At 42.0% G+C, this 19139-nt stretch carries 18 protein-coding genes; 3 read left to right on the top strand and 15 right to left on the bottom strand.

Annotation, left to right across the window (positions count from 1 at the left end; genetic code table 11):
- Positions 1–146 precede the first annotated feature (146 nt).
- The 3 genes from MSMAS_RS05215 (at position 147) to MSMAS_RS05205 (ending at position 3988) form a co-directional block, all read left to right on the top strand.
- Positions 147–800: an HAD family hydrolase gene (locus MSMAS_RS05215; protein ID WP_011032267.1), complete on the top strand. Its 654-nt coding sequence runs from the start codon at positions 147–149 to the stop codon at positions 798–800.
- Between the two features lie 325 nt (positions 801–1125).
- Positions 1126–1314 (top strand): hypothetical protein, encoded by a 189-nt coding sequence (locus MSMAS_RS05210; protein WP_048040053.1) that lies wholly within the window; start codon positions 1126–1128, stop codon positions 1312–1314.
- A 64-nt stretch (positions 1315–1378) separates the two neighbouring features.
- The gene (locus tag MSMAS_RS05205) at positions 1379–3988 is read left to right on the top strand and encodes a valine--tRNA ligase (RefSeq protein WP_011032268.1); all 2610 of its coding nucleotides are present in this window, start codon (positions 1379–1381) and stop codon (positions 3986–3988) included.
- 178 nt (positions 3989–4166) lie between these two features.
- Here MSMAS_RS05205 and MSMAS_RS05200 read toward each other — a convergent pair whose 3' ends face one another.
- The 15 genes from MSMAS_RS05200 to MSMAS_RS05130 all read right to left on the bottom strand — a co-directional run bounded on the left by MSMAS_RS05200 (position 4167) and on the right by MSMAS_RS05130 (position 19138).
- Positions 4167–4346: a hypothetical protein gene (locus MSMAS_RS05200; RefSeq protein WP_015411018.1), complete on the bottom strand. Its 180-nt coding sequence runs from the start codon at positions 4344–4346 to the stop codon at positions 4167–4169.
- A 100-nt stretch (positions 4347–4446) separates the two neighbouring features.
- Positions 4447–5418 (bottom strand): hypothetical protein, encoded by a 972-nt coding sequence (locus tag MSMAS_RS05195; RefSeq protein WP_011032269.1) that lies wholly within the window; start codon positions 5416–5418, stop codon positions 4447–4449.
- 1 nt (position 5419) lies between these two features.
- Positions 5420–7045, bottom strand: coding sequence for an archaellar assembly protein FlaJ (flaJ, locus tag MSMAS_RS05190; RefSeq protein ID WP_011032270.1), 1626 nt, complete (start codon positions 7043–7045; stop codon positions 5420–5422).
- Between the two features lie 12 nt (positions 7046–7057).
- Complete coding sequence (locus MSMAS_RS05185) at positions 7058–8911, bottom strand: type II/IV secretion system ATPase subunit (RefSeq protein WP_011032271.1); 1854 nt, start codon at positions 8909–8911, stop codon at positions 7058–7060.
- Between the two features lie 37 nt (positions 8912–8948).
- Positions 8949–9665 carry an ATPase domain-containing protein gene (locus tag MSMAS_RS05180; RefSeq protein ID WP_011032272.1) on the bottom strand — a complete coding sequence of 239 codons (717 nt, stop codon included), beginning with the start codon at positions 9663–9665 and terminating at the stop codon, positions 8949–8951.
- Position 9666: 1 nt separating this feature from the next.
- Complete coding sequence (locus tag MSMAS_RS05175) at positions 9667–10140, bottom strand: hypothetical protein (RefSeq protein WP_011032273.1); 474 nt, start codon at positions 10138–10140, stop codon at positions 9667–9669.
- Between the two features lie 4 nt (positions 10141–10144).
- Positions 10145–10618, bottom strand: a complete 474-nt coding sequence (locus tag MSMAS_RS05170) for a hypothetical protein (protein WP_048045843.1) — start codon at positions 10616–10618, stop codon at positions 10145–10147.
- A 15-nt stretch (positions 10619–10633) separates the two neighbouring features.
- Positions 10634–11305 carry a hypothetical protein gene (locus MSMAS_RS05165; protein WP_226987672.1) on the bottom strand — a complete coding sequence of 224 codons (672 nt, stop codon included), beginning with the start codon at positions 11303–11305 and terminating at the stop codon, positions 10634–10636.
- A gap of 76 nt (positions 11306–11381) precedes the next feature.
- Positions 11382–11978, bottom strand: a complete 597-nt coding sequence (locus MSMAS_RS05160) for an archaellin/type IV pilin N-terminal domain-containing protein (RefSeq protein ID WP_011032276.1) — start codon at positions 11976–11978, stop codon at positions 11382–11384.
- An 11-nt stretch (positions 11979–11989) separates the two neighbouring features.
- Positions 11990–12637 (bottom strand): archaellin/type IV pilin N-terminal domain-containing protein, encoded by a 648-nt coding sequence (locus tag MSMAS_RS05155; RefSeq protein WP_011032277.1) that lies wholly within the window; start codon positions 12635–12637, stop codon positions 11990–11992.
- Positions 12638–13390: 753 nt separating this feature from the next.
- Complete coding sequence (locus MSMAS_RS05150; RefSeq protein WP_011032279.1) at positions 13391–14203, bottom strand: CheR family methyltransferase; 813 nt, start codon at positions 14201–14203, stop codon at positions 13391–13393.
- A complete protein-coding gene (locus tag MSMAS_RS05145; protein ID WP_011032280.1) occupies positions 14194–14859 on the bottom strand; it encodes a chemotaxis protein CheD in 666 nt (221 codons plus the stop codon). The genes MSMAS_RS05150 and MSMAS_RS05145 overlap by 10 nt, the downstream gene beginning before the upstream one ends.
- Positions 14856–15458 carry a chemotaxis protein CheC gene (locus tag MSMAS_RS05140; RefSeq protein ID WP_048036727.1) on the bottom strand — a complete coding sequence of 201 codons (603 nt, stop codon included), beginning with the start codon at positions 15456–15458 and terminating at the stop codon, positions 14856–14858. The genes MSMAS_RS05145 and MSMAS_RS05140 overlap by 4 nt, the downstream gene beginning before the upstream one ends.
- Positions 15451–18096 (bottom strand): chemotaxis protein CheA, encoded by a 2646-nt coding sequence (locus MSMAS_RS05135; RefSeq protein ID WP_011032282.1) that lies wholly within the window; start codon positions 18094–18096, stop codon positions 15451–15453. The genes MSMAS_RS05140 and MSMAS_RS05135 overlap by 8 nt, the downstream gene beginning before the upstream one ends.
- On the bottom strand, positions 18086–19138 hold the full coding sequence (locus MSMAS_RS05130) for a protein-glutamate methylesterase/protein-glutamine glutaminase (protein WP_011032283.1): 1053 nt from the start codon (positions 19136–19138) through the stop codon (positions 18086–18088). The genes MSMAS_RS05135 and MSMAS_RS05130 overlap by 11 nt, the downstream gene beginning before the upstream one ends.
- Position 19139 lies beyond the last annotated feature (1 nt).

Raw genomic sequence — 19139 nt, 5'->3', positions numbered from 1 at the left:
AAAAATATATAATTCCAGCATAAAATATAGATATTTGCACAACGACTATATACTAAAAAAGCCATAACAATATTTATAGAGAAAAGAATAGAAACAAAGTTCAATCTATAAAATAGAGCTAATAAAAACATATAAGAGGATGCTTTATGCTCCAGAATGGAAAAATCAAAGGTCTGATCTTTGACTGCTACAAAACCCTTATTGATATCAAAACTGACGAAAAAAGCAGGGAGACAAACAAGAGAGTAAGCAGCTGGCTGCTTTACCAGGGAGTGAGGATTGAACCTGATAGGCTCAGGGAAGAGTACAGATGGAAAGTTGCAGGCAGGCTGGGCAACTCAGGCCAGCAGTATCCGGACATCCGCATAGAAGAGATTTTTGCCGAGATCTGTGCAGAAAATGCCTTCAGAGCAATTGACCCGTACTGGCTCGGTATTGAAACTGCAAAGGTCTTCAGGACCGCTTCATTAAGAAAACTTGAAGCTTACCCTAAGAGTTTCAGGCTTCTTGAAAAATACAGAAACGTTCCTAAATGCATTGTCTCTAACGCCCAGAGGGTTTTTACAGAACAGGAACTCCGCTTCCTTGGTTTATACGACCGCTTCAATTTTGTAATCATGTCCTCAGACCACAGAATCAAAAAACCTGATACAAAGCTTTTCAAAATGGCTCTTGACCGCCTCGGGCTTGAACCATGGGAAGTGCTCTCAATCGGGGACACTCCGGAAAACGATATATATGCCCCTCAAAGCCTTGGCATGAATGCGATGCATATCCGGGATGCCTGGAGATATGCATAATTATTGACAGTATAGCATAAAATCCACGTTAATATTTTGATACATTTTCGCTTGTGCTGGTTCAGTAAATATGATCCAGTAGATGCAATCCTTACAAAATTACACATGCAGATTAAATTTATTCATTCCTGCACTCGGGTGTCAAACTACTGGACAGATTTATTTGAAACTTAAATGTCCGGCAACTCTGGAATATTCGTTTTTATTGCTACATTCTTTTTATTGCTACATTCATTTTTATTGTTACATTCTTTTTGCTACATTAATTTTTATCGTTCCATGCCAGTAAGCCCACCCGCGCGTGCAGGACTCCGGATAATAACCAGTGAGTAGCGGTCAGGATACTCAGGAGTATTATCTAACTGATTTTTTCCCGATTTTCGCGGACCTCCTGAAAACCGGTATTCAGGCAAAAAACGTAATCAACAAAAAACAGGTTTATGACAGGCTTACATTCCTGGCAAACACTGAAAAGCAAGAAATTTACATTCTGCTCGAAACCAGATATATTTAAATAATCGCAAGCACTCTAAAACCAAAGAAATTCTTACACTCATTTCTCATCACGGAGTGTCTTTATGACAGAATCAGAAATTCCAAAAGAATATAATGCAAATGAGGTTGAGAAAAAGTGGATGGAGAAATGGAACCTCTCCATGTACCACTTCAACTGGGGAGAAGATACACGCCCCCAGTATATTATTGATACCCCACCTCCATATCCAACAGGTAATTTCCATATTGGAAACGCGCTCAACTGGTGTTATATCGACTTTGTTGCCAGGTACAAACGCATGCGCGGATATAATGTGATGTTCCCCCAGGGCTGGGACTGCCACGGCCTGCCAACCGAAGTCAAGGTTGAAGAAACTCATGGGATTACAAAAAACCAGGTCCCCAGGGCTGAGTTCCGCAGAATGTGCAGAGAACTGACTGCTGGAAACATCGACAAGATGCGCCAGACAATGCTTCGCCTGGGATTTTCAGTGGACTGGAGCAACGAATTTGTCACTATGGAGCCTTCGTACTTTGTAAAGACACAGAAGTCCTTTGTCAGGATGTACAATAACGGGCACATCTACCATGAAGACCACCCTGTAAACTGGTGCCCCCGCTGTGAAACTGCAATTGCCTTTGCAGAAGTAGAGTACGATCAGGGGCAAACAAAACTCAATTTTGTCCACTTCGACAAAGTAGATATTGCAACCACCAGGCCGGAACTGATGGCAGCGTGTGTTGCGGTTGCTGTAAACCCTGAAGACGAGCGTTATAGCCAGTATATCGGGAAAGAAATTGAAGTTCCGCTCTTCGGGCAGAAAGTAACACTTATCGCTGACGAGGCAGTCGAGCCCGAGTTCGGTACAGGCGCTGTAATGATCTGTACTTTCGGAGACAAGCAGGACGTGCGCTGGTGGGCAAAATACGGGCTTCCACTGATAAAAGCCATTGACAAACAGGGCAGGATGACAAAAGCAGCAGGCAAGTACGAGGGCATGAGCATCCCTGAGTGCAGGCAGGCAGTCATTTCCGACCTGAGAGATGCAGGCTTCCTCTACAATCAGAAGCCCCTCGAACAGAATGTCGGGCTCTGCTGGCGCTGTGATACTCCTATAGAAATCCTTTCCGAGCCCCAGTGGTTTGTAAAAATAAACCATGAAGGCATCCTGAAAGCCGCAGACGAGATAAACTGGTACCCTGAATACATGAAGGTCAGGCTCCAGAACTGGACAGGCACCATGGAATGGGACTGGTGCATCTCCAGGCAGAGAATCTTTGCAACCCCGATCCCTATCTGGTACTGCAAGAAGTGCGGCGAAGTCATGATTGCCGAAGAGAGCTGGCTCCCGATTGACCCGAACGAAAACGTACCAAAGAAAGCCTGTGCTTGCGGGTCAACCGAATTCGAGCCTGAAACCGATGTCCTGGACACCTGGATGGACTCTTCGATTACTGCGTTACACGTCTCTGGCTGGGAAAGCGAGCACGACCTCCGCCTTCCTGCACAGATCCGCCCCCAGGGGCATGACATCATAAGGACATGGGCTTTCTATACGATTCTCAGAAGCCTGGCGCTTGAAGGAAAGAGGCCCTGGGACTCCATAGTGATTAACGGGATGGTGCTCGGACCGGACGGACACAAGATGAGCAAGTCCCTCGGAAACGTTATTTCCCCCGAAGAAGTGACCACACAGTACAGTGCCGATGCTTTCAGGCAGTGGGGTGCTGTTGGAGGTTCAACAGGCTCAGATGTAATGTTCCGCTGGAAAGATGTGGTTTCAGCTTCCCGTTTCCTGCAGAAGATGTGGAGCATTTACAGGTTTTCGATGTCCCACTTAAAGGACTTTGATCCTGCAGATGCCGAAAACTTCCCTCCGGACTCCCTATATACAATTGATAGGTGGCTCCTGAGCAAGCTTAACAGGCTTGTAGAATCCACAACAAAGGAGCTTGACGGGTACCAGTTTGATTCCACATTCAAGGCTATAAGGGGCTTTGCCTGGGAAGTCCTTGCAGATAACTACCTTGAACTTGTGAAAGGCAGGCTCTACGGGGAAAATAAGGAAGGCAGAAAAGCAGCCCAGTATGTGCTTTATACCACAACCAGAACACTTTCCCTTTTGCTGGCTCCGTTTATACCTTTCTTTGCAGAAGAAATGTACTCCAGGTTCGACAGTGCGAGTGTCCATACTCGGGCATGGCCTGCGGTCAATGAAAGCCTGATGAGCGAAGAAGCCGAAGCAGCAGGCGAAATGATCAAAGATATCACAGGTGAAGTCCGCAGGTATAAGTCAGACCTTGGAATGGCTCTCAACGCTCCTCTGAAAAAAATAGAGATTTATAACACGCAGATTGATACAGGGGATATTGCAGGGGCTACAAACTCCGAGGTTGAGCTTATGGAAGGTGCCCCTTCGTTTGATTATGTGCCTGTGGAAGTTAAACCCAATATGGGCATCCTAGGACCGCGCTTCAGAAAAGATGCAGGAGCCATCGTGAAAGCCCTCAAGGCAGAAGACCCTGCTTCAGTCGAAGCCCAGATAGCATCAGGCAGGATAACCGTTACCGTAAACGGAGAAAAGATTGAACTCGAACCTGAAGCAGTCGAAATCCGGAAAGAAGTAATTTCCGGCGGCCGAGAGGTCGATGTTCTGGATATAAAAGGCGCAGTAGTTGTAATTGTAAGGTAAGGACCTCAGGCAGGGTTTTCAGGCGGGTTAAGAACATCTCTTACCCGCACAACCTTATTCACTGCACTGAACATTTCTATTTTTTCTTTTTCCTGCTTTTTCCTGCTTTCCGGACTTTACGTTACGCTCCGCACAGATAGCTTGATTTTACAGGCGTGTGAAACCCCAGGAAATATTTTTAATTAGTTTCTGATGTTTTGCCTCTTACCAGCATTAGAGAAAAAGAAAAGATAAGAAGCGCTGCATAAAACATTACGCTTGGATCAAACCGGTTATAAAGGGACAGCCAGGTGTACACCAGCATTGATCCTGAAAATACTGCTAAAATTATAAGTCCTATGTATTTTGCGTCTACCATTTTTCATCACTCGCTTTGTTTTTCTACAAATTATTTTTTTTAAAATTGGAATATTAGCTAGAAGTACGGCAATTTATTCTGTATCAGAATAAACGATTGATCAGTTTCGATGTGAATACTGTCTGTACTTTTTAAGGTCCTTGAGAACACATTCAAGGTCGGATTTCATCAGCTTCAAATCCAGATTTTCTCCCTGCATATTATCCATGAAATTGATCGTTTTCTCTTTTTTAATTATGATATCTTTCTTCAGTGAAGCTAAGAAATTATCACTTTCGTCACCAAACTTTATTTCTTCAGTGTTCCCGCTAAATTTGAAGTTATTTTCATCAGGTTCATCATCCAGTCCATCAACTTTAATCGCAAATTCATTTTCATCTAACTTAAAATCGGTATCAAATGATGCATCTAGATCCAGAGACATACCACCAAGAGACGGCTCTACAGTCTTAAGTTCAGGACTGCTGACTGTTAAAGTGTCTGAAGTAGACATTTTAGTTAGAAGGTCGTCATCAAAATCTAATTCATCTTTTTTGGATTCGACTACTTTATCAAGAGTGTTAGCTTTGTCAGCAGCACTGAAATTTAGATCTGCTTTCTGGGTATCAGATAAAGAAACAAATTTTTCCTTATCTTTACTGCTTCTGCGGGGTAAAGCTGATGAAAGGGATAAAGTTTTACTGCGGAGGTTAACAAAAAGATTCTGAACAGCATCTTTTGCTTTAAAGAGTATTTTTTCCACTCTTTCGAAGGAATTATTATTGGAGTTACTCCGGATTGAGGTGGATTTTTTCTTCATTGAACTGGACTTTTCCTGACCTGAGATGGACTTATTCAGGATTAAACTGCTAAATTTTTTACTGTAATCAGAAAACTGTTTCAAACTTTTAGAGCCGAAAGCTGCTGTTTGCTGGTTCTGATTCGAAAAGAGTTTAATTTTCATAAGATCGAATGAGGCTCCTCCTTTACTTTCATATCTATCGTATAGAGTTGTTGTCCCCATTACAGCCAGAGTTACAAAAATACCTATGAATATTGTAAAATTTGTTTCGTATATAGTTATTAAATCCATATCACATACCTTCTGCTAGACTATCGAGTACTCCATTAAATGAAAAGGCCATTTCCACTAACGGAGGGACTATAATCATCAGTATTCCCGAAAGTATGAACATAAATATACCATAGTAGATCGCCAGGTACATCGGTCCTCCTTTTACGGCAACGATCGCAAGTAGGTTGGCAATTGTTAGAATAATAGTAACTATCACAACAAATTGCCCCAGCAATTCGAGGGGGACACCCCCGAATATGCCCATATTCATGCCACCCATGCCACCGGGTATGCCCTCGAGTTCGGAACCGTTTATTTCAAACTGGGTAAAAAGGGAATTTATAATGGTTGAAAAGATAGTAAGGATCTGCCCTATGAAAAGAAGAAGGCCAACCATCGATACATGGAGAGGAATAACAAGACTGGAAAATCCTTTGGCTATGCGTTCTCTTTTCATTCTCAGAAGGACAAGTTCAAGGTTTGACGAGCTCACGAGCTCGCCTACCACTTCTGCATTACCTCCGAAATTGACAGCGTCCACAAAAACGCTTGTAAATTTGTAGATCAAATAACTGCCCGTTTCTCCGACAAATCTCCCCCAGCAAAGGGCAGGGTCCAGCCCGGATGCCAGTTTCTTATAAAGCTCCTGGCTCATATCTTTAAGCTCTCCAAGGTTCTTGGGGTCAATCTTTAAAAGAGCTTTTGGAACAGTCAGACCGGACCCACTTATAATAGACCCGAGGCTTCTTATGAAAGTTGTATAACTTTCATCCCTTTTGTTAATTTTTTCAATATCTCTTTTTGCCGCAATCCCTACAGGAATCATGGTAACTCCTGCAACAATCATCCCGACTCCTTTAATATCAATAAAGAAATCAGCAGCTGAACCGGTGAAAGCCGGCAGAACAGTTAGCAATAAAACAGCCAGGGCTGCGATAACAAGTGTAAGAGGAGCCCACTTATAAATATAAGTCTGCTCTTTTGATTTTACACTTAAATTATGGACTTTAGTGTCTTTTGGAGAACATCTAAAAAGCAGGCCTACTCCAAAGAAGGCCATAAAAAATATGATAAACATTGTGGAATAAAGCGTATCAGCCGGATCCCCGATATTGTATAAAATCACTGAAAGCAGTATAATTATAGCTACAAGCGATGTGGAGACAAGCAATGCTGTGTATGCGTTTGACCATTCTTTCGTGGTATCAAGGTCTCTTTCGAACTCATCTTTTCTTTTTGTCTTGAATAGTCTCCATTCCTTGGTGAGAAATTCACTATCAGGTTCTCCTGCCGCTATGGCGTTTGACAGCCTGTTGAGAAGTTCCCTCATCCTGTCATGCTTTACTTTTGTGGATATAAGCTCACAGGCATTGGCGTAATCATAATGCCAGTGCTGAGCCAGCTCTTTAATCAGGTTAAAATATTTGCTTGGGCAGTACTCTTTCTTTCCAGATATGCTTGAGAATATTTTGTCCCTTGTAAGATTGGCAGTCGAGATTGAAGCCATATAAGTAAGAGCAAAAAGCATATCATTGCTCATATAGAGTTCTTTCTGGTAGTCTTGATATTTAACATAAAGCTGGTCTAAAATGGATCCTGAATTAGACTTTTTGCTAAAAATGTTTTTTATCTTATTGACACCCATCTAAACCACCATTTAGAACTGAATCCTCAGCATACCGGACTTTGTAATCTTTGCGATTGTGTTAAAAAATTCCCAGTAGTTTACAATTCCTTCATCGCTCAGTCTTTCCAGAATTTTTGCCCGTTTTTCAATCTCATCATAAATTGCTTTCTTTTTCTTACCCGGAATTCCAAGCCTTGTGGCGATTTTATTCTCAAGGATATAAGAACTTCCCATAGCACTGAAAACATGTGTATCAGTAACAGGATCCCAGGAAAAAGCTTCAATAAAGGAAATTCCCCCTTTATCCGGGTTGTATCCGAGAACCTCATTTATACTGAGGACTCTCCTCACAAGCTTGCCGTCAGGTCTCCGGACAGCAGACTGGATTATAACAAAGTTGAGGTTGTCCACATACGTTTTAGGAATGTTTATAGGATCAGCAGTAAGCCTCTGGATCAGTTTCTCAACGGTTGCGGCGTGGAACGTTGACATAACAGGATGGCCGGTCTGCATAGCCTGGAATGCGACATTACCTTCAACTCCTCGGATTTCTCCCACAAGGATATAGTTTGGCCTCTGCCTCAATGCTGCTTTGAGAAGGTCGAACATTGTAACATCCGAACCGCTGCCTTCTCCGGTTCCTGCACCCCTTGTACTGCCTCTTGTTGTTTCCCGGGTCCAGTTTTTGTGAGGAATCTGCAGTTCGGGCGTGTCTTCGATTGAAACCAGTTTTGACTCGGGGTTTACAAAAGCTGTAATTCCGTTCAATGTGGTCGTCTTACCACTGGCGGTTTCTCCGCATATGAAACCGCTCATTCCTTCACCAATCAGGATCCAGAGATAAGCTGCCATCCTGTAATCCAGAGTCCCTCCTTTTATGACCTGAAGGATGCTGAAAGGAATGTCAGCGAATTTACGTATAGTGAAATTACTCCCGTTTTTACTGATATCGTCCCCAAAAACAATGTTAATCCTTGACCCGTCCGGGAGTGTGGAGTCAACTATAGGGTTTTTGAAAGTGATGGGCTTTCCTATCCTTTCTGCAAGCCTGACAATGTAATGATTGAGGGCGTCGTTGTCATTGAATTCTATAACGCTCCTGAGACCCTTGAACACCTTGTGTTCAATAAAGATGGGCCCGAGACCATTACAGGTTATATCTTCAATTTTGTTGTCATTTATGTAAGGGTCAAGAAAACCGACACCGATTTTGTCCCTGATAACCGAGTATTTCAGAGCTTCATACTGCTCTTTTGTTACGTATATATGATTTTTATCAGGATCTTCCTTTGATGGGAAAAAACGTGACCCCAGTTTTTTGATCCCTGATTCAGCCCCTGCGGCAGAACTGGCAGCCGGATTTTTTTTGCCAATTATGCAGATGGCATCCAGGGATTCTCTCAGTATACGTTCTTTTTCCTCTAAATTTTCAGGATCAAATTGAATCCCTGTAAGGTGGTCTACAAGCTTTATTTCCAGTTCTTTAATAAGAAATCCGACTCCGGTAAGAAGTATGGGCTCAATAGGAATATAGAAATTCCTCACATCGTTTTTGTTCGGATAAATATGGACGTATATCTGGTCATTGACCCTGTATATCAGATTGGGATCTTCTATATCACCATGCTTGGATTCAAGCTTTGGAACATATCTGGGTATGCCCATTGTATCTATGGGCAGGATATGCAGGTACTCCAGAAGATGAAGGTTTTTTTCAACTTCCGCCTTCATTTCCGGAGGGAGGAGTTTGTAAAGGTTACACGTTTTCAGGTTTGAATGGTCATGTCCGTCGTATTTTTTTGGTTTAAACGGAAAATTTGTGTATACTCCTGCATTAAGTACATGACCGTCTTCAGTACCCAGCTTTTCCTCGATGCTATCCATGTCAACCCCATGCGCGGCTAATAATGTTCAAATTTATTTAGACTTTAGCCTGTGATATTGGAATTATCTTTAAACCGAACCCAGGCTGGACTTCAAAACTCACTATATTACCTGTACTCTTCTTGGCGCCTCTTATTTTTGAGACTTCCATAACGCTAATATAGCGGTCAGTGAGCTGTTCCTTCCTTAGGAACAGGTGACAGTCACATGAAGACCGTATTCTGACAAGAGTGTCTTCTTTGAAAGCATGTTGATGTAAAGTAATGAAAATGGTATACCCTTTGTCACACAAATTTTTCAAACTTGTAAGGAATTCAAGGATATTATCCTCATCAGAATAAGTAGTAAACATTGTGAGAGAATCAATTATGATGACTTTTTCCCTGACGCTTTTTATGTGAGTCGTAACAAGGTGCAGGGTACCTTTCATTTGCTCGGAAGTCCATTCGACACCTTCAAGGTGAACCGGAAAAATCCTGAAATACCCCCAGCTGTAAAAATCCGAGATATCAAGGCTCAGGCTGTCCATTTGAGCCAGCATGCTTTTAACTGTGTTCTCGGTTGAATAGTAAGCTATCCTGTGAAGCTGATTCAATCCACCATACACCATTTGCTGACAGAATACACTCTTTCCGGTATCATTTTCTCCTTCAATGAGCACAAGAGAACCCAGAGGGATGCCCTCACCTAACTTTTTATCAATTTCATCATTGCCGCTTGAGATAATATTCTTTTTATCCTCTATTTCTCCCATATTACTCACCTACAATATGCTCTGCGGAAGAGACGATACCATTTTCCGTGATGATCTTTACAATGAAGCTGTCACCGGATTCAAGCTCGGTTAAGAGTTCAATGTTAATACTTTCGTGAGGGTCCAGGATTCTGGGATTTATGAGATCTATTTCAGGCTTTATGCTGTAACCGGACCTGTTCAAGTAAGAAGCCTGGCCGTCTTTAACCAGGATAATGTCCCAGTGGTCGAAATTGTGTAACCTGGTCTCCCCTGTATTCACAACCGTAAAGCTCGCATGATTTGTTGAAATGTTGAATGTTATATCCTGAATTTCAATTCGGGTCTGGAGCCGGTCCATCATGCTTTGATGGGCTGAGACGTATCCGTGATAAGAAGACTCAACAAGGTTATTGGTCCCCATTGTCAGAGTACCTGCAACAACCAGAACCGTCCCGATTACAAAGAAAGCCACGATTATCGTATCAAGGCCCATGATATCACCTGGAGAACGTGTCTGATGTCGATACCCCGTTGTAAAGGAAAAAGGTGATTTTGTAAATGTCAGCCGGCAGGGTATCAATCGCTATTGATGCCTTAATAGTCTCGCCGCGGTCCCAGGTATCTCCGTCCCCATTTTCAAGCGTGAAATCCCATGAGGGATTTGATTCCGATTCGAATCCCGGGTTCCAGTATCCTGAAGAAGACATGATAAAGATGTCACAGTATTGAAGCTGTGAAAGGGGTATGTTTGAGGACCCGACATTTTTTATCCAGACGTACACATTGTTCCCGTCAGGATAGATAAAGATAATATCGATATCTGTTTTGAACTGGTCTTCCATGCTCTGAGCAACTGAACTGTAAGATTCGGAGAGACCATACACAGAAGGAAGGATGGCATTAACAAAAGCCACTGCAGCTATTACACTCACTATTACGAGTATCGCTGAAGTTATCACTTCCTTTGACATGCGTTCTTCACCGTTTTATCTTTCATTCAGGATGTGATCCAGCACCTTGGAGTCAAGAGACATGTCTTCTGGATAAAGTATGTGATAAAGTCTGTACAGGTCCACAACTGCATCATCAAGGTTGTTATTTTTGATCAGAATCTCAATGACTTTAACAATAATTTCCTTAATTTCACCTGGAATATATCCCAGGAGAGAGAACACTTCAATTAATTCCTTTATGGCGTTCTGGTCATATTTCTCCACCATGTCCTTGCTCCAGACAATGGTCCTGTAGAAGGAAATGGGATCAATTAGTTTCGAGTCAGCCCTTTTAGGCTGGTTTTTAGCAGCCTTTTTCAGGTCTTCAAAGAGGTTTTTTGGTATTTTTTCCATTTCCAGGTCTTCATCTTCAGGCTCGTCCTCCTCTTCGATTTCTTCATTCTTCGGAGGTTGAGGCTGATCTTCCATCGACTTTGGATTCACTATGGCACTGGAAATATTGGCAATACCCTGAATATTCTGGAAAGGATTTTCCAGGACCCCCATCGTTTCCCTGATGTCCATGAGAAGAGTCTTTATAGAGCCTTTGATCTCGGTTACCTCTTCTTCAAGGCTTGCAACCTTGTATTCTATAGTATCGCTTTCAGCTGTAGCTACAAGTTTATCAATCATGGACTGGTCAAACGATTCCCCACTATTCATCATATCACCCAACTGTAGCGTTAAAAAAATAAAAGATAATGGCACCCCGAGGAATGTCATTATTGCTTTAATTTTAATTTTAGACGAGTGTCATTATATCAGAGATTGCTGCTGGTGCAGTCCTGTGAATGGTATAGGTTGCTCCCTGAGGTGGTTTGATTTCAAGCTGAAACTCGCTATTAGCTCCAACAGATGTAGGAGTAGCAGCGTCAGCAGCCACTTGATCCAAATCAATTGTTATTTGGAATTTTTCAAACCTATCTATAAGGTCATCAGTATTACCGTTATATCTGGCTGCTATAGCAAATTCATCGCCATCAGCGACAGCACCAAGTTTCAATTCACTTGGCTCGATATCCGGAGCTGAAACAACTATGAGAGTTTTAGCCATATCCACTGGAGAGCCGCCTGAAGTCAATTGAAGGAATAAAGTGACAGTGTCAATTTCAGTATTACCGTCGTCACTTTTAGCAACTACATCTCCACTCAGTTCAACACTGCTACTTGCTTGCTGTACACCGGTGTGCACAACCTCCTGGCTTTTCTGAGTAGTATAGAAACCTGCTCCGAGCATAACGTAGCTGAAAACTGCAGCAACTACTACAAAAGCTACGAGAACAATTGCAGCTTCAAGCCCGGTAAATCCTTTTTCATCTTTTGAGAACATTTTCCACATCGAGAATCACCTCAGTAAACTGTATAATACTGCCCAGCAGTAATTGAAGGGGGCATTGTTCTTTCAAGAATAAGGACTGCACCTTCTGGAGGTTTTACCTCAATCTTGACTTTTTCGTTTACTACAGGCTTTGAAGTGAGACCAAGAGGATTATCAGGTACACCAGTATCACCAGTTTGGAGAAGACTGAGTTCAATCTTATATTTTTCACCCTTTTCAACTAGGTTCGACGCACCAGTTGTGGTCTCAATTATTCCTTCATAAGTCCATGCTCCGTCCTCAACTCCCGCAGTCTCTAAGTGTGCTTGTGTTGCAAAGTCATCGAGATCTGTATAGGTAATTATCGTTTTATCAAGATCTACAGCTGATCCACCTGCTGTGTTGGTTATATAGAATGTTATCGAATCTATAGCCGGAACGTCAGGCTCAGCAACGACATCAGTTCCTCCTAATACAATTATATCCCCGGAAGGTGCAAGGCTACTGCTTGCCTGCGCTACACCGGTGTGCACGACTTCCTGGCTTTTCTGGGTTGTATAGAACCCCGCTCCCAACATGACGTAGCTAAAAACTGCTGCTACGACTACAAAGGCTATCAGCACTATTGCAGCTTCAAGCCCGGTAAACCCTTTATCATTTTTTATAAATCGATTCCACATAATAAATCACCTTTATGGTGTAATTATTATAACAGTAAATAGAATATCAAGTAATATTATAAATGTTTCGGCTGTTATAGAGTTTACTTTATATAAAAATTATTGACGCACCGGAGTGTATTAAGATACTTTAAATGAAGAAGAAAGTTATATTGGAGAATAAGATAGTGAAAAATATGAAAGACAGATAAGCCTGCTCATCACCATTTTTAGAAAAAACAAAAAGTGAAAATAAATATAACTTTATTTGCAAAAGCGATTTATCCACGCAGTAATAAAAATATACATAATAAATTAATTAAAGAAAATCTTTATAACTAAAATTAGAATGTATTATTAAAAAACTGGTCATTAAATTAATTAATTTCTCTTTTATGATAATTTAAAGGCGCATGATCATTTTTTATCGTTAATGCCGTGACATATAGAAAATAATTACATAATTAAGAAAAGAATGATAATATTTTATTATATCATCTCCATTCTGCCCGACGATTTGAGAATATAAAATAAAGATTGTTGTAGCTGATAATATATTATAATACATATACTTACATATTATAATATATATTAAACTGAATATTACAGACGGGTTTTCATAACAATGAACAGAAGTATGTAAGCAAAGCAAATAAAAAATAACAGAAATAATTACAGATTCACAGGAAGAAAATCATTCTTAGAAATCTTCCTGTGAAATAAGAATGTCTACCTTGTGGGAAATGTAAATGGGCAGTCAGGCCTGGACGTCATTTAAACCTTTTTGAAAATCTTTTCTTTCACGCTTACATGGGCAAACAGCTCTCTAATTTCAACGGGTAGGGTTTCGGATTTGCCAATAATAAGGTAGCCGCCATCCGAAAGAGAATTATAGAAATCTTTCAACATTTTTATTTTCTGGTTTTCATTAAAATATATCATAACATTTCTGCAGAAAACTGCATCAAAATGCCTTGATATCGGAGGTTCGCCTGTCAGGTCATGCTTCTGGAACCTTATTGACAGTTTGCTGATATCTCTTACTTTGAAGTTTTCCCCCGAGGGCTCAAAATACTTAATTACAAGGGAGGGGTCAAGGTTTTTTAATTGTTCTTTACTGTATGTTCCCTGTGAAGCACCTTTCAGGCATTTTTCATCAATATCAGTTGCATAAATTGACACGGTCCATTCTTCAGGCAGGACCTCTTTTGAACAGATAGCAATCGAATAAGGCTCTTCCCCGTAAGAGCAAGCTGCACTCCAGAACCTGACAATATTGCTTTTACACTGCTTTTTTCTTTCCATTATATTCGGCAGGATCTCTTCCCGGAAAAAAAGAAACGGAGTTCTGTCCCGCATAAACTCAGTAACGTTTACTGTAAGCGTATTTATGACTTCTTTCATCTCGTGCTTATCCCTTTCCAGTAGACCGCTATAAGACGTATAGTTGTCCACTCCTGCAGCTTTCATCCTCAGGTCAATTCTTCTTCTGAGATAACTGTCCCTGTACCCGGTCAGGACAATACCGGAAGATTTTGAAATCTTTCGCACAAGAAAATTGAAGTCGTCATCAATATTTACAACCACAGTACTTCCCCTTTAGCAGTATATTTAACAATCATGCTCCCGTCCGCAGGATTAAAAATAACGTTCCTGCCAACTTCCCCTCCGACATCTTTTGCCAGAATCGGGATATTCTTTTTTATAAGAGTTTCTTCAACAGAGATTGCGTTCCTGTCGCCTATTTTGAGAATATCAAGGCTCATGTGCTTGAAAACTTGAGCCCCGCCTGCAAATTTTGCAGTAATCCTGCTCCTTCTTGCCCCCATTTTAACCATATCTTCAACCATTTTTTCTATCGCTGTTTCAGCATACTTGGTCTCGCCTCTATCCGAAGCTCCCGGAAGCAGTACATGTGCTATCCCGCATATCCCAGTAGAAACATCGGAAAGAATAACGCCGATGCATGAGCCGAGGCCCATGACTTTTAAAAGCACGTTTTTTCCGATTTTATATTCCCCTATGCCGGCGGACAGTTCCCCGTCCAGGGTTTTAATTCTTGAGTCTGGCGCAGTGCCTGCAAGATAATTTTTTGCAGCATTAAGCAGGGAACACGACCGGCAGGAATCCTGAAATGGGCATGTATCCGAAAGTGAGCAGAAGGACTTTACCAGTACGTCCCCGCTGATCAGGAAAATCGCTTTTCCGCTTTCATTCGAAATGAACAGGAAGACGCTGCTCATAATCGTCCCATTATCTTCATCATATCATCAAGCAGGCAGGGTTCAGGGAGCAGGGCCAGATAAATCTCTATATCCGAATCAGAGCTTAAAGAGGTCTCAAACAGGATAATATGGTTGGTGTTCTTTGCCATCTGTGAAACTACAGAATCGATGACTGCAGTGGGGACATCGACTGCAAAACTTGGAGGGGAAGGGAGTAATATGATGTTCATAAAATCAGCTGACGCATCACAGAAGGACGAAGAAAGTATATTCCCGACCTCCATGATCGTGGACGCATACATCTCTTCATCAAGCTCATCCATTCCGAAAAGATCGCCTGCAATTTTTCTTGCAGACTTTTCCGGAAACATGATGTACAGATATCCGGATTTCTTTTCTTCGAGGTCCTGAAGTGCTATAATCACTCCGGCAACAACTTCGCCAATGAATTCACGGGAGAGGTTTTTTATTTCCCCCACCTTAACTTTTGGCACTGAAAGATAGACATCTTTATTAAGCAGCTTGGAAAGAGATGTTGCAGCGTGTCCGGTTCCGATATTGCCGAGTTCCTTCAAAACATCCATTTCCTCTTCACCAAGCTTATCCAGATCAGTCATCAATATCACCTTTTATAAGCATTGAAACATCTATAATCGGTATCACACGCCCATCTCCCAGTATGGTGGCACCGATGAATCCTTTTGAGTTCGATAAAACATTTCCGAGTGGTTTAATGACAATTTCCTGCTGGTCAATGATAGAATCAACTATCAGGCCAACTTCCTCGTTTTCTTTTTCAACGATTATGGCAATCTGCCGGTCGGGTTTTTCGCATTCGATATCGAAGAATTCTTTCAATTCGAGAATCGGTATCAATTTATCCCTGATATAGAGCAGGGGGGTTTCTTTAATGAGTTTATAATCACTGCTGCCGACGCTCAAAGCTTTCACAACATTGGAGATAGGAATAGCATAGGTCTCGGGACCGACATCTACAAGCAGGGATTTGATTATAGCAACTGTTGGAGGCAGGTCAATTCTGATTTTTGTAAATTCCCCTTTCTTTGAATATATCCTGACCTTTCCACCAAGTTTTTCAACAGCAGTTTTTACTGCGTCCATACCCACGCCCCTGCCTGAGATCTCTGTCGGGACGTCCTTTGTTGAAAACCCCGGAGCAAAGATCAGCATCCTGACTTCTTCTTCGCTCAGGCTCTCCACATCAAATGAAGACAATAGTCCTTTCTCAACAGCCTTCTTCTTTATTACTTCAACATCTATGCCTCTGCCGTCGTCTTCTATCTCGATGATTACGTTGTTTTTCTCTCTTCTTGCAGAGAGCTTTATTTGCCCGACTTCACTTTTTCCGGCTTTTGAACGCTCTTCAGGGAGTTCAATACCGTGGTCAACCGAGTTTCTTACAAGGTGAACCAGAGGATCACTGATATCATCCAGAATAGTCCTGTCAAGTTCCGTATCCTGACCTTCAATTTCAAACTCGATATTTTTGTTGAATTTCCTGCTCAGGTCTCTTACCATACGCGGAAACTTGCTGAAGACCCTCTCAATTTTTACCATCCTTATTCTCATTACCTCATCCTGAAGGCTCGAAATCGATTTGTCCAGAGTCCCGGTTGCCTCCCCAAGTTCAGGCAGGTTGTACTGCTGGGATATCTGGAGCAGGCGCCCTTTGTTTATGACGAGCTCACCCACAAGATTCATTATATTATCCAGATTGGAGGTCCTGACACGGATGGTTTCCTGCCTTTTTGGGTCAAACATCGCTTTTGTGGAGGATTCTGATTCGGAGAGGTGGTTGTTTGAACCCGGTTCGGATTCTTCAGTCCCGGAAGCTTCGCATAACTCCAGTAACTGAGGAGAAGAGCCGTTAATATTTTCTGCAGGAGATTGGAATTTATCCGGCTTTATCTCCAGACCATCAATGATCCTGTCCGAGATGTTCCAGTCCGGAAGATCCTCCTCAGAAACCTTTTCTGGAACATGATCAGGAATCCCGAATTCTTCTATCTGCAGCTTTTGATCGGAAACTGCAGGACCCAGTTCAATATCCAGTTCGGAAGCTGGAGTTTTCTGCTGCTCTAGAGTTTCCTGTTGCTCTAGAGTTTCCTGCTGCTCCGGAATATCTCCCCTGGAATCCTTACATTTTTTCTTCAGGAGCACTCCGGCGGATTCGGTCTTTTTAAAACAGTTTACGGATTTACCAATTCCGTCCAGAATGCGGTGCATCCTTGCTATTAAACCGTATATGTATGAGTGGAGTGAATTTCTGCTGTTCACCTCCGAAACAGACGTTGTATCAGAAGGAACGGAAAGGGTTTCAGACGGCAGAATGGTAGTTGATATGACATCCGGCTGAGACTTCTCCGAAATAGAATTATTACGTTTTATTTCTTTATCAGAGGCACCATTAAGCGGTTTAATTTCAGAAATATTAAATTGTTCGATTTCTGAAATTCTATCCATCAGTTCTTCTACCTTACTGCTGTCCCCTGAAAGGAATACTTTAAAGCAACCGTCAAAGCCGTTCTCCATGTCGTTTTCATCAGGCTCTGTTTTAGCCAGTTTACTGATATCTTTGAGAGACTCTATAATCAACGATGCTCTCAGACCTTTCATGGCACAATCCTTAACAAGGGTTACATCAAGAACAAGGTTGCACTCATCCGTACTGCATGTTCCTCTGTTCATAAGGTTGCAGCCATCCGTACTGCATGTCCCTCTGTTTTCGGCTTTATCCTTCTGATATTCCGGACTCGGAGAAATATTTTTCTCCGAATTCTGTGAGGATTCTATTGCAGGAGATGGGACACTGTTGTCTGCGGATAAAGGGCAGAGAGATTCATGTTCTCCGTTCTTTATTTTATCATAATTTTCAAAAGCTTCTACCAGGTCGTCAATTTTTACATTATCGTTATCCGCATTCTCGATCTGTTTGACAATATCCGTGATCCGGTCGACTGTTGAAAGCAGGATATCAACAAGTTCGCCATCTATCTCTATATCTCCATTTTTTATGCCGCAGAGGACTTCTTCCATGGTATGGCACAGATGTTCGAGTGAAGCATAGCCGAGAAATCCAGCCATTCCTTTTATTGTATGGGTTATCCTGAAGATTTCATCAATTGCAGCAGTGTCCCCATTTTCCAGGTCCACAAAAGACTGGTTGAATATATCAAGGCACTCGTATACTTCCTGAAGGAAATCGCTTTTATAGGCTGCCATATCACTTTCCATTGCATTTCACCTCCGACATCCTTACTATTTCTTCAGGGATCTCAAAAATGGGTTTTACCGTATCAATACCGCCGGCTGCTATTGCAGCTTTTGGCATTCCGAAAATAACGCAGGTATCTTCACTGCATGCAATTGTGGAGCCGCCTGCATCCCTTATCTTTTTAAATCCGGCAGCCCCATCAAACCCCATTCCCGTAAGAATTGCAGCGACTATGTTCTTTCCGTAAACGTCCAGCATGCTTTCAGCTATCACATCAACTGCAGGCATTACCGCATGAACAGGCTGGCTTTTTATGAGCTTTATTCTGGTTACACCCAGAGCCTTTTTAACAGTCATGTGATAGCCGCCGGGGGCTATGTAAACAACACCAGCAGTTACTTTTTCATTATTTCTGGCTTCCTTTATTTCCAGCTCTGAAAGGAAATTCAGCCTCTCTGCAAGTTGTTTGCAAAAATTGCCTTCTGGCATATGCTGGACAACAAAGACCGGAGCAGGCAGGTCACCCGGAAGCCTTGGGATCACCTGTTCAAGAGATGAAGGACCTCCGGTAGACGAACCTATAAGGACCGCAAAGTCTCCAGCACAGCTCCATTTCCCTCTGACAACCTCGCCTTTAAATTTCCTCATATTAATTAATCTTAATATGCTGGGGTTCGAGCTGTGAATATTTCTTATTTTGTCAACAAGCTCTTTCTCAATCTTATTCACATCGTGGTGAGATTCAGATTTCGGGACAAAATCTATTGCTCCAAGCTGCAAAGCTTCTAAAGCCTCTTTTGAGCCCTCTACTGTCAGAGTACTGAACATGATTATCGGGACAGGGTCCGTACTCATAATGGTTTTAACGGCTGTAAGCCCGTCCATGACTGGCATGTTAACGTCCATTATGATTATGTCAGGGTGCAATGATTTTGATTTATCTACAGCCTCCTTTCCATTACACGCATCTCCTGCTATCTTTATATCCGGGCTGCTGGCAAGCATGCTTCTTATTGCCATCCGCATGAAGGCAGAATCATCAACAATAAGAGTACGAATCATA

The organism is Methanosarcina mazei S-6, from assembly GCF_000970205.1.
GTDB classification, from domain to species: Archaea; Halobacteriota; Methanosarcinia; order Methanosarcinales; family Methanosarcinaceae; genus Methanosarcina; species Methanosarcina mazei.
This window is presented reverse-complemented; position numbering and strand designations above follow the sequence as displayed.

What these genes read in the sequence shown, in the direction of transcription:
- MSMAS_RS05155 (WP_011032277.1), bottom strand. Translation starts at nt 12,637, where the DNA reads ATGTGGAATCGATTTATAAAAAATGATAAAGGGTTTACCGGGCTTGAA.
- MSMAS_RS05135 (WP_011032282.1), bottom strand. Translation starts at nt 18,096, where the DNA reads ATGGAAAGTGATATGGCAGCCTATAAAAGCGATTTCCTTCAGGAAGTA.
- MSMAS_RS05145 (WP_011032280.1), bottom strand. Translation starts at nt 14,859, where the DNA reads ATGAGCAGCGTCTTCCTGTTCATTTCGAATGAAAGCGGAAAAGCGATT.
- flaJ (WP_011032270.1), bottom strand. Translation starts at nt 7,045, where the DNA reads ATGGGTGTCAATAAGATAAAAAACATTTTTAGCAAAAAGTCTAATTCA.
- MSMAS_RS05140 (WP_048036727.1), bottom strand. Translation starts at nt 15,458, where the DNA reads ATGACTGATCTGGATAAGCTTGGTGAAGAGGAAATGGATGTTTTGAAG.
- MSMAS_RS05200 (WP_015411018.1), bottom strand. Translation starts at nt 4,346, where the DNA reads ATGGTAGACGCAAAATACATAGGACTTATAATTTTAGCAGTATTTTCA.
- MSMAS_RS05170 (WP_048045843.1), bottom strand. Translation starts at nt 10,618, where the DNA reads ATGTCAAAGGAAGTGATAACTTCAGCGATACTCGTAATAGTGAGTGTA.
- MSMAS_RS05195 (WP_011032269.1), bottom strand. Translation starts at nt 5,418, where the DNA reads ATGGATTTAATAACTATATACGAAACAAATTTTACAATATTCATAGGT.
- MSMAS_RS05175 (WP_011032273.1), bottom strand. Translation starts at nt 10,140, where the DNA reads ATGGGCCTTGATACGATAATCGTGGCTTTCTTTGTAATCGGGACGGTT.
- MSMAS_RS05165 (WP_226987672.1), bottom strand. Translation starts at nt 11,305, where the DNA reads ATGATGAATAGTGGGGAATCGTTTGACCAGTCCATGATTGATAAACTT.
- MSMAS_RS05215 (WP_011032267.1), top strand. Translation starts at nt 147, where the DNA reads ATGCTCCAGAATGGAAAAATCAAAGGTCTGATCTTTGACTGCTACAAA.
- MSMAS_RS05130 (WP_011032283.1), bottom strand. Translation starts at nt 19,138, where the DNA reads ATGATTCGTACTCTTATTGTTGATGATTCTGCCTTCATGCGGATGGCA.
- MSMAS_RS05160 (WP_011032276.1), bottom strand. Translation starts at nt 11,978, where the DNA reads ATGTGGAAAATGTTCTCAAAAGATGAAAAAGGATTTACCGGGCTTGAA.
- MSMAS_RS05205 (WP_011032268.1), top strand. Translation starts at nt 1,379, where the DNA reads ATGACAGAATCAGAAATTCCAAAAGAATATAATGCAAATGAGGTTGAG.
- MSMAS_RS05180 (WP_011032272.1), bottom strand. Translation starts at nt 9,665, where the DNA reads ATGGGAGAAATAGAGGATAAAAAGAATATTATCTCAAGCGGCAATGAT.
- MSMAS_RS05185 (WP_011032271.1), bottom strand. Translation starts at nt 8,911, where the DNA reads ATGGATAGCATCGAGGAAAAGCTGGGTACTGAAGACGGTCATGTACTT.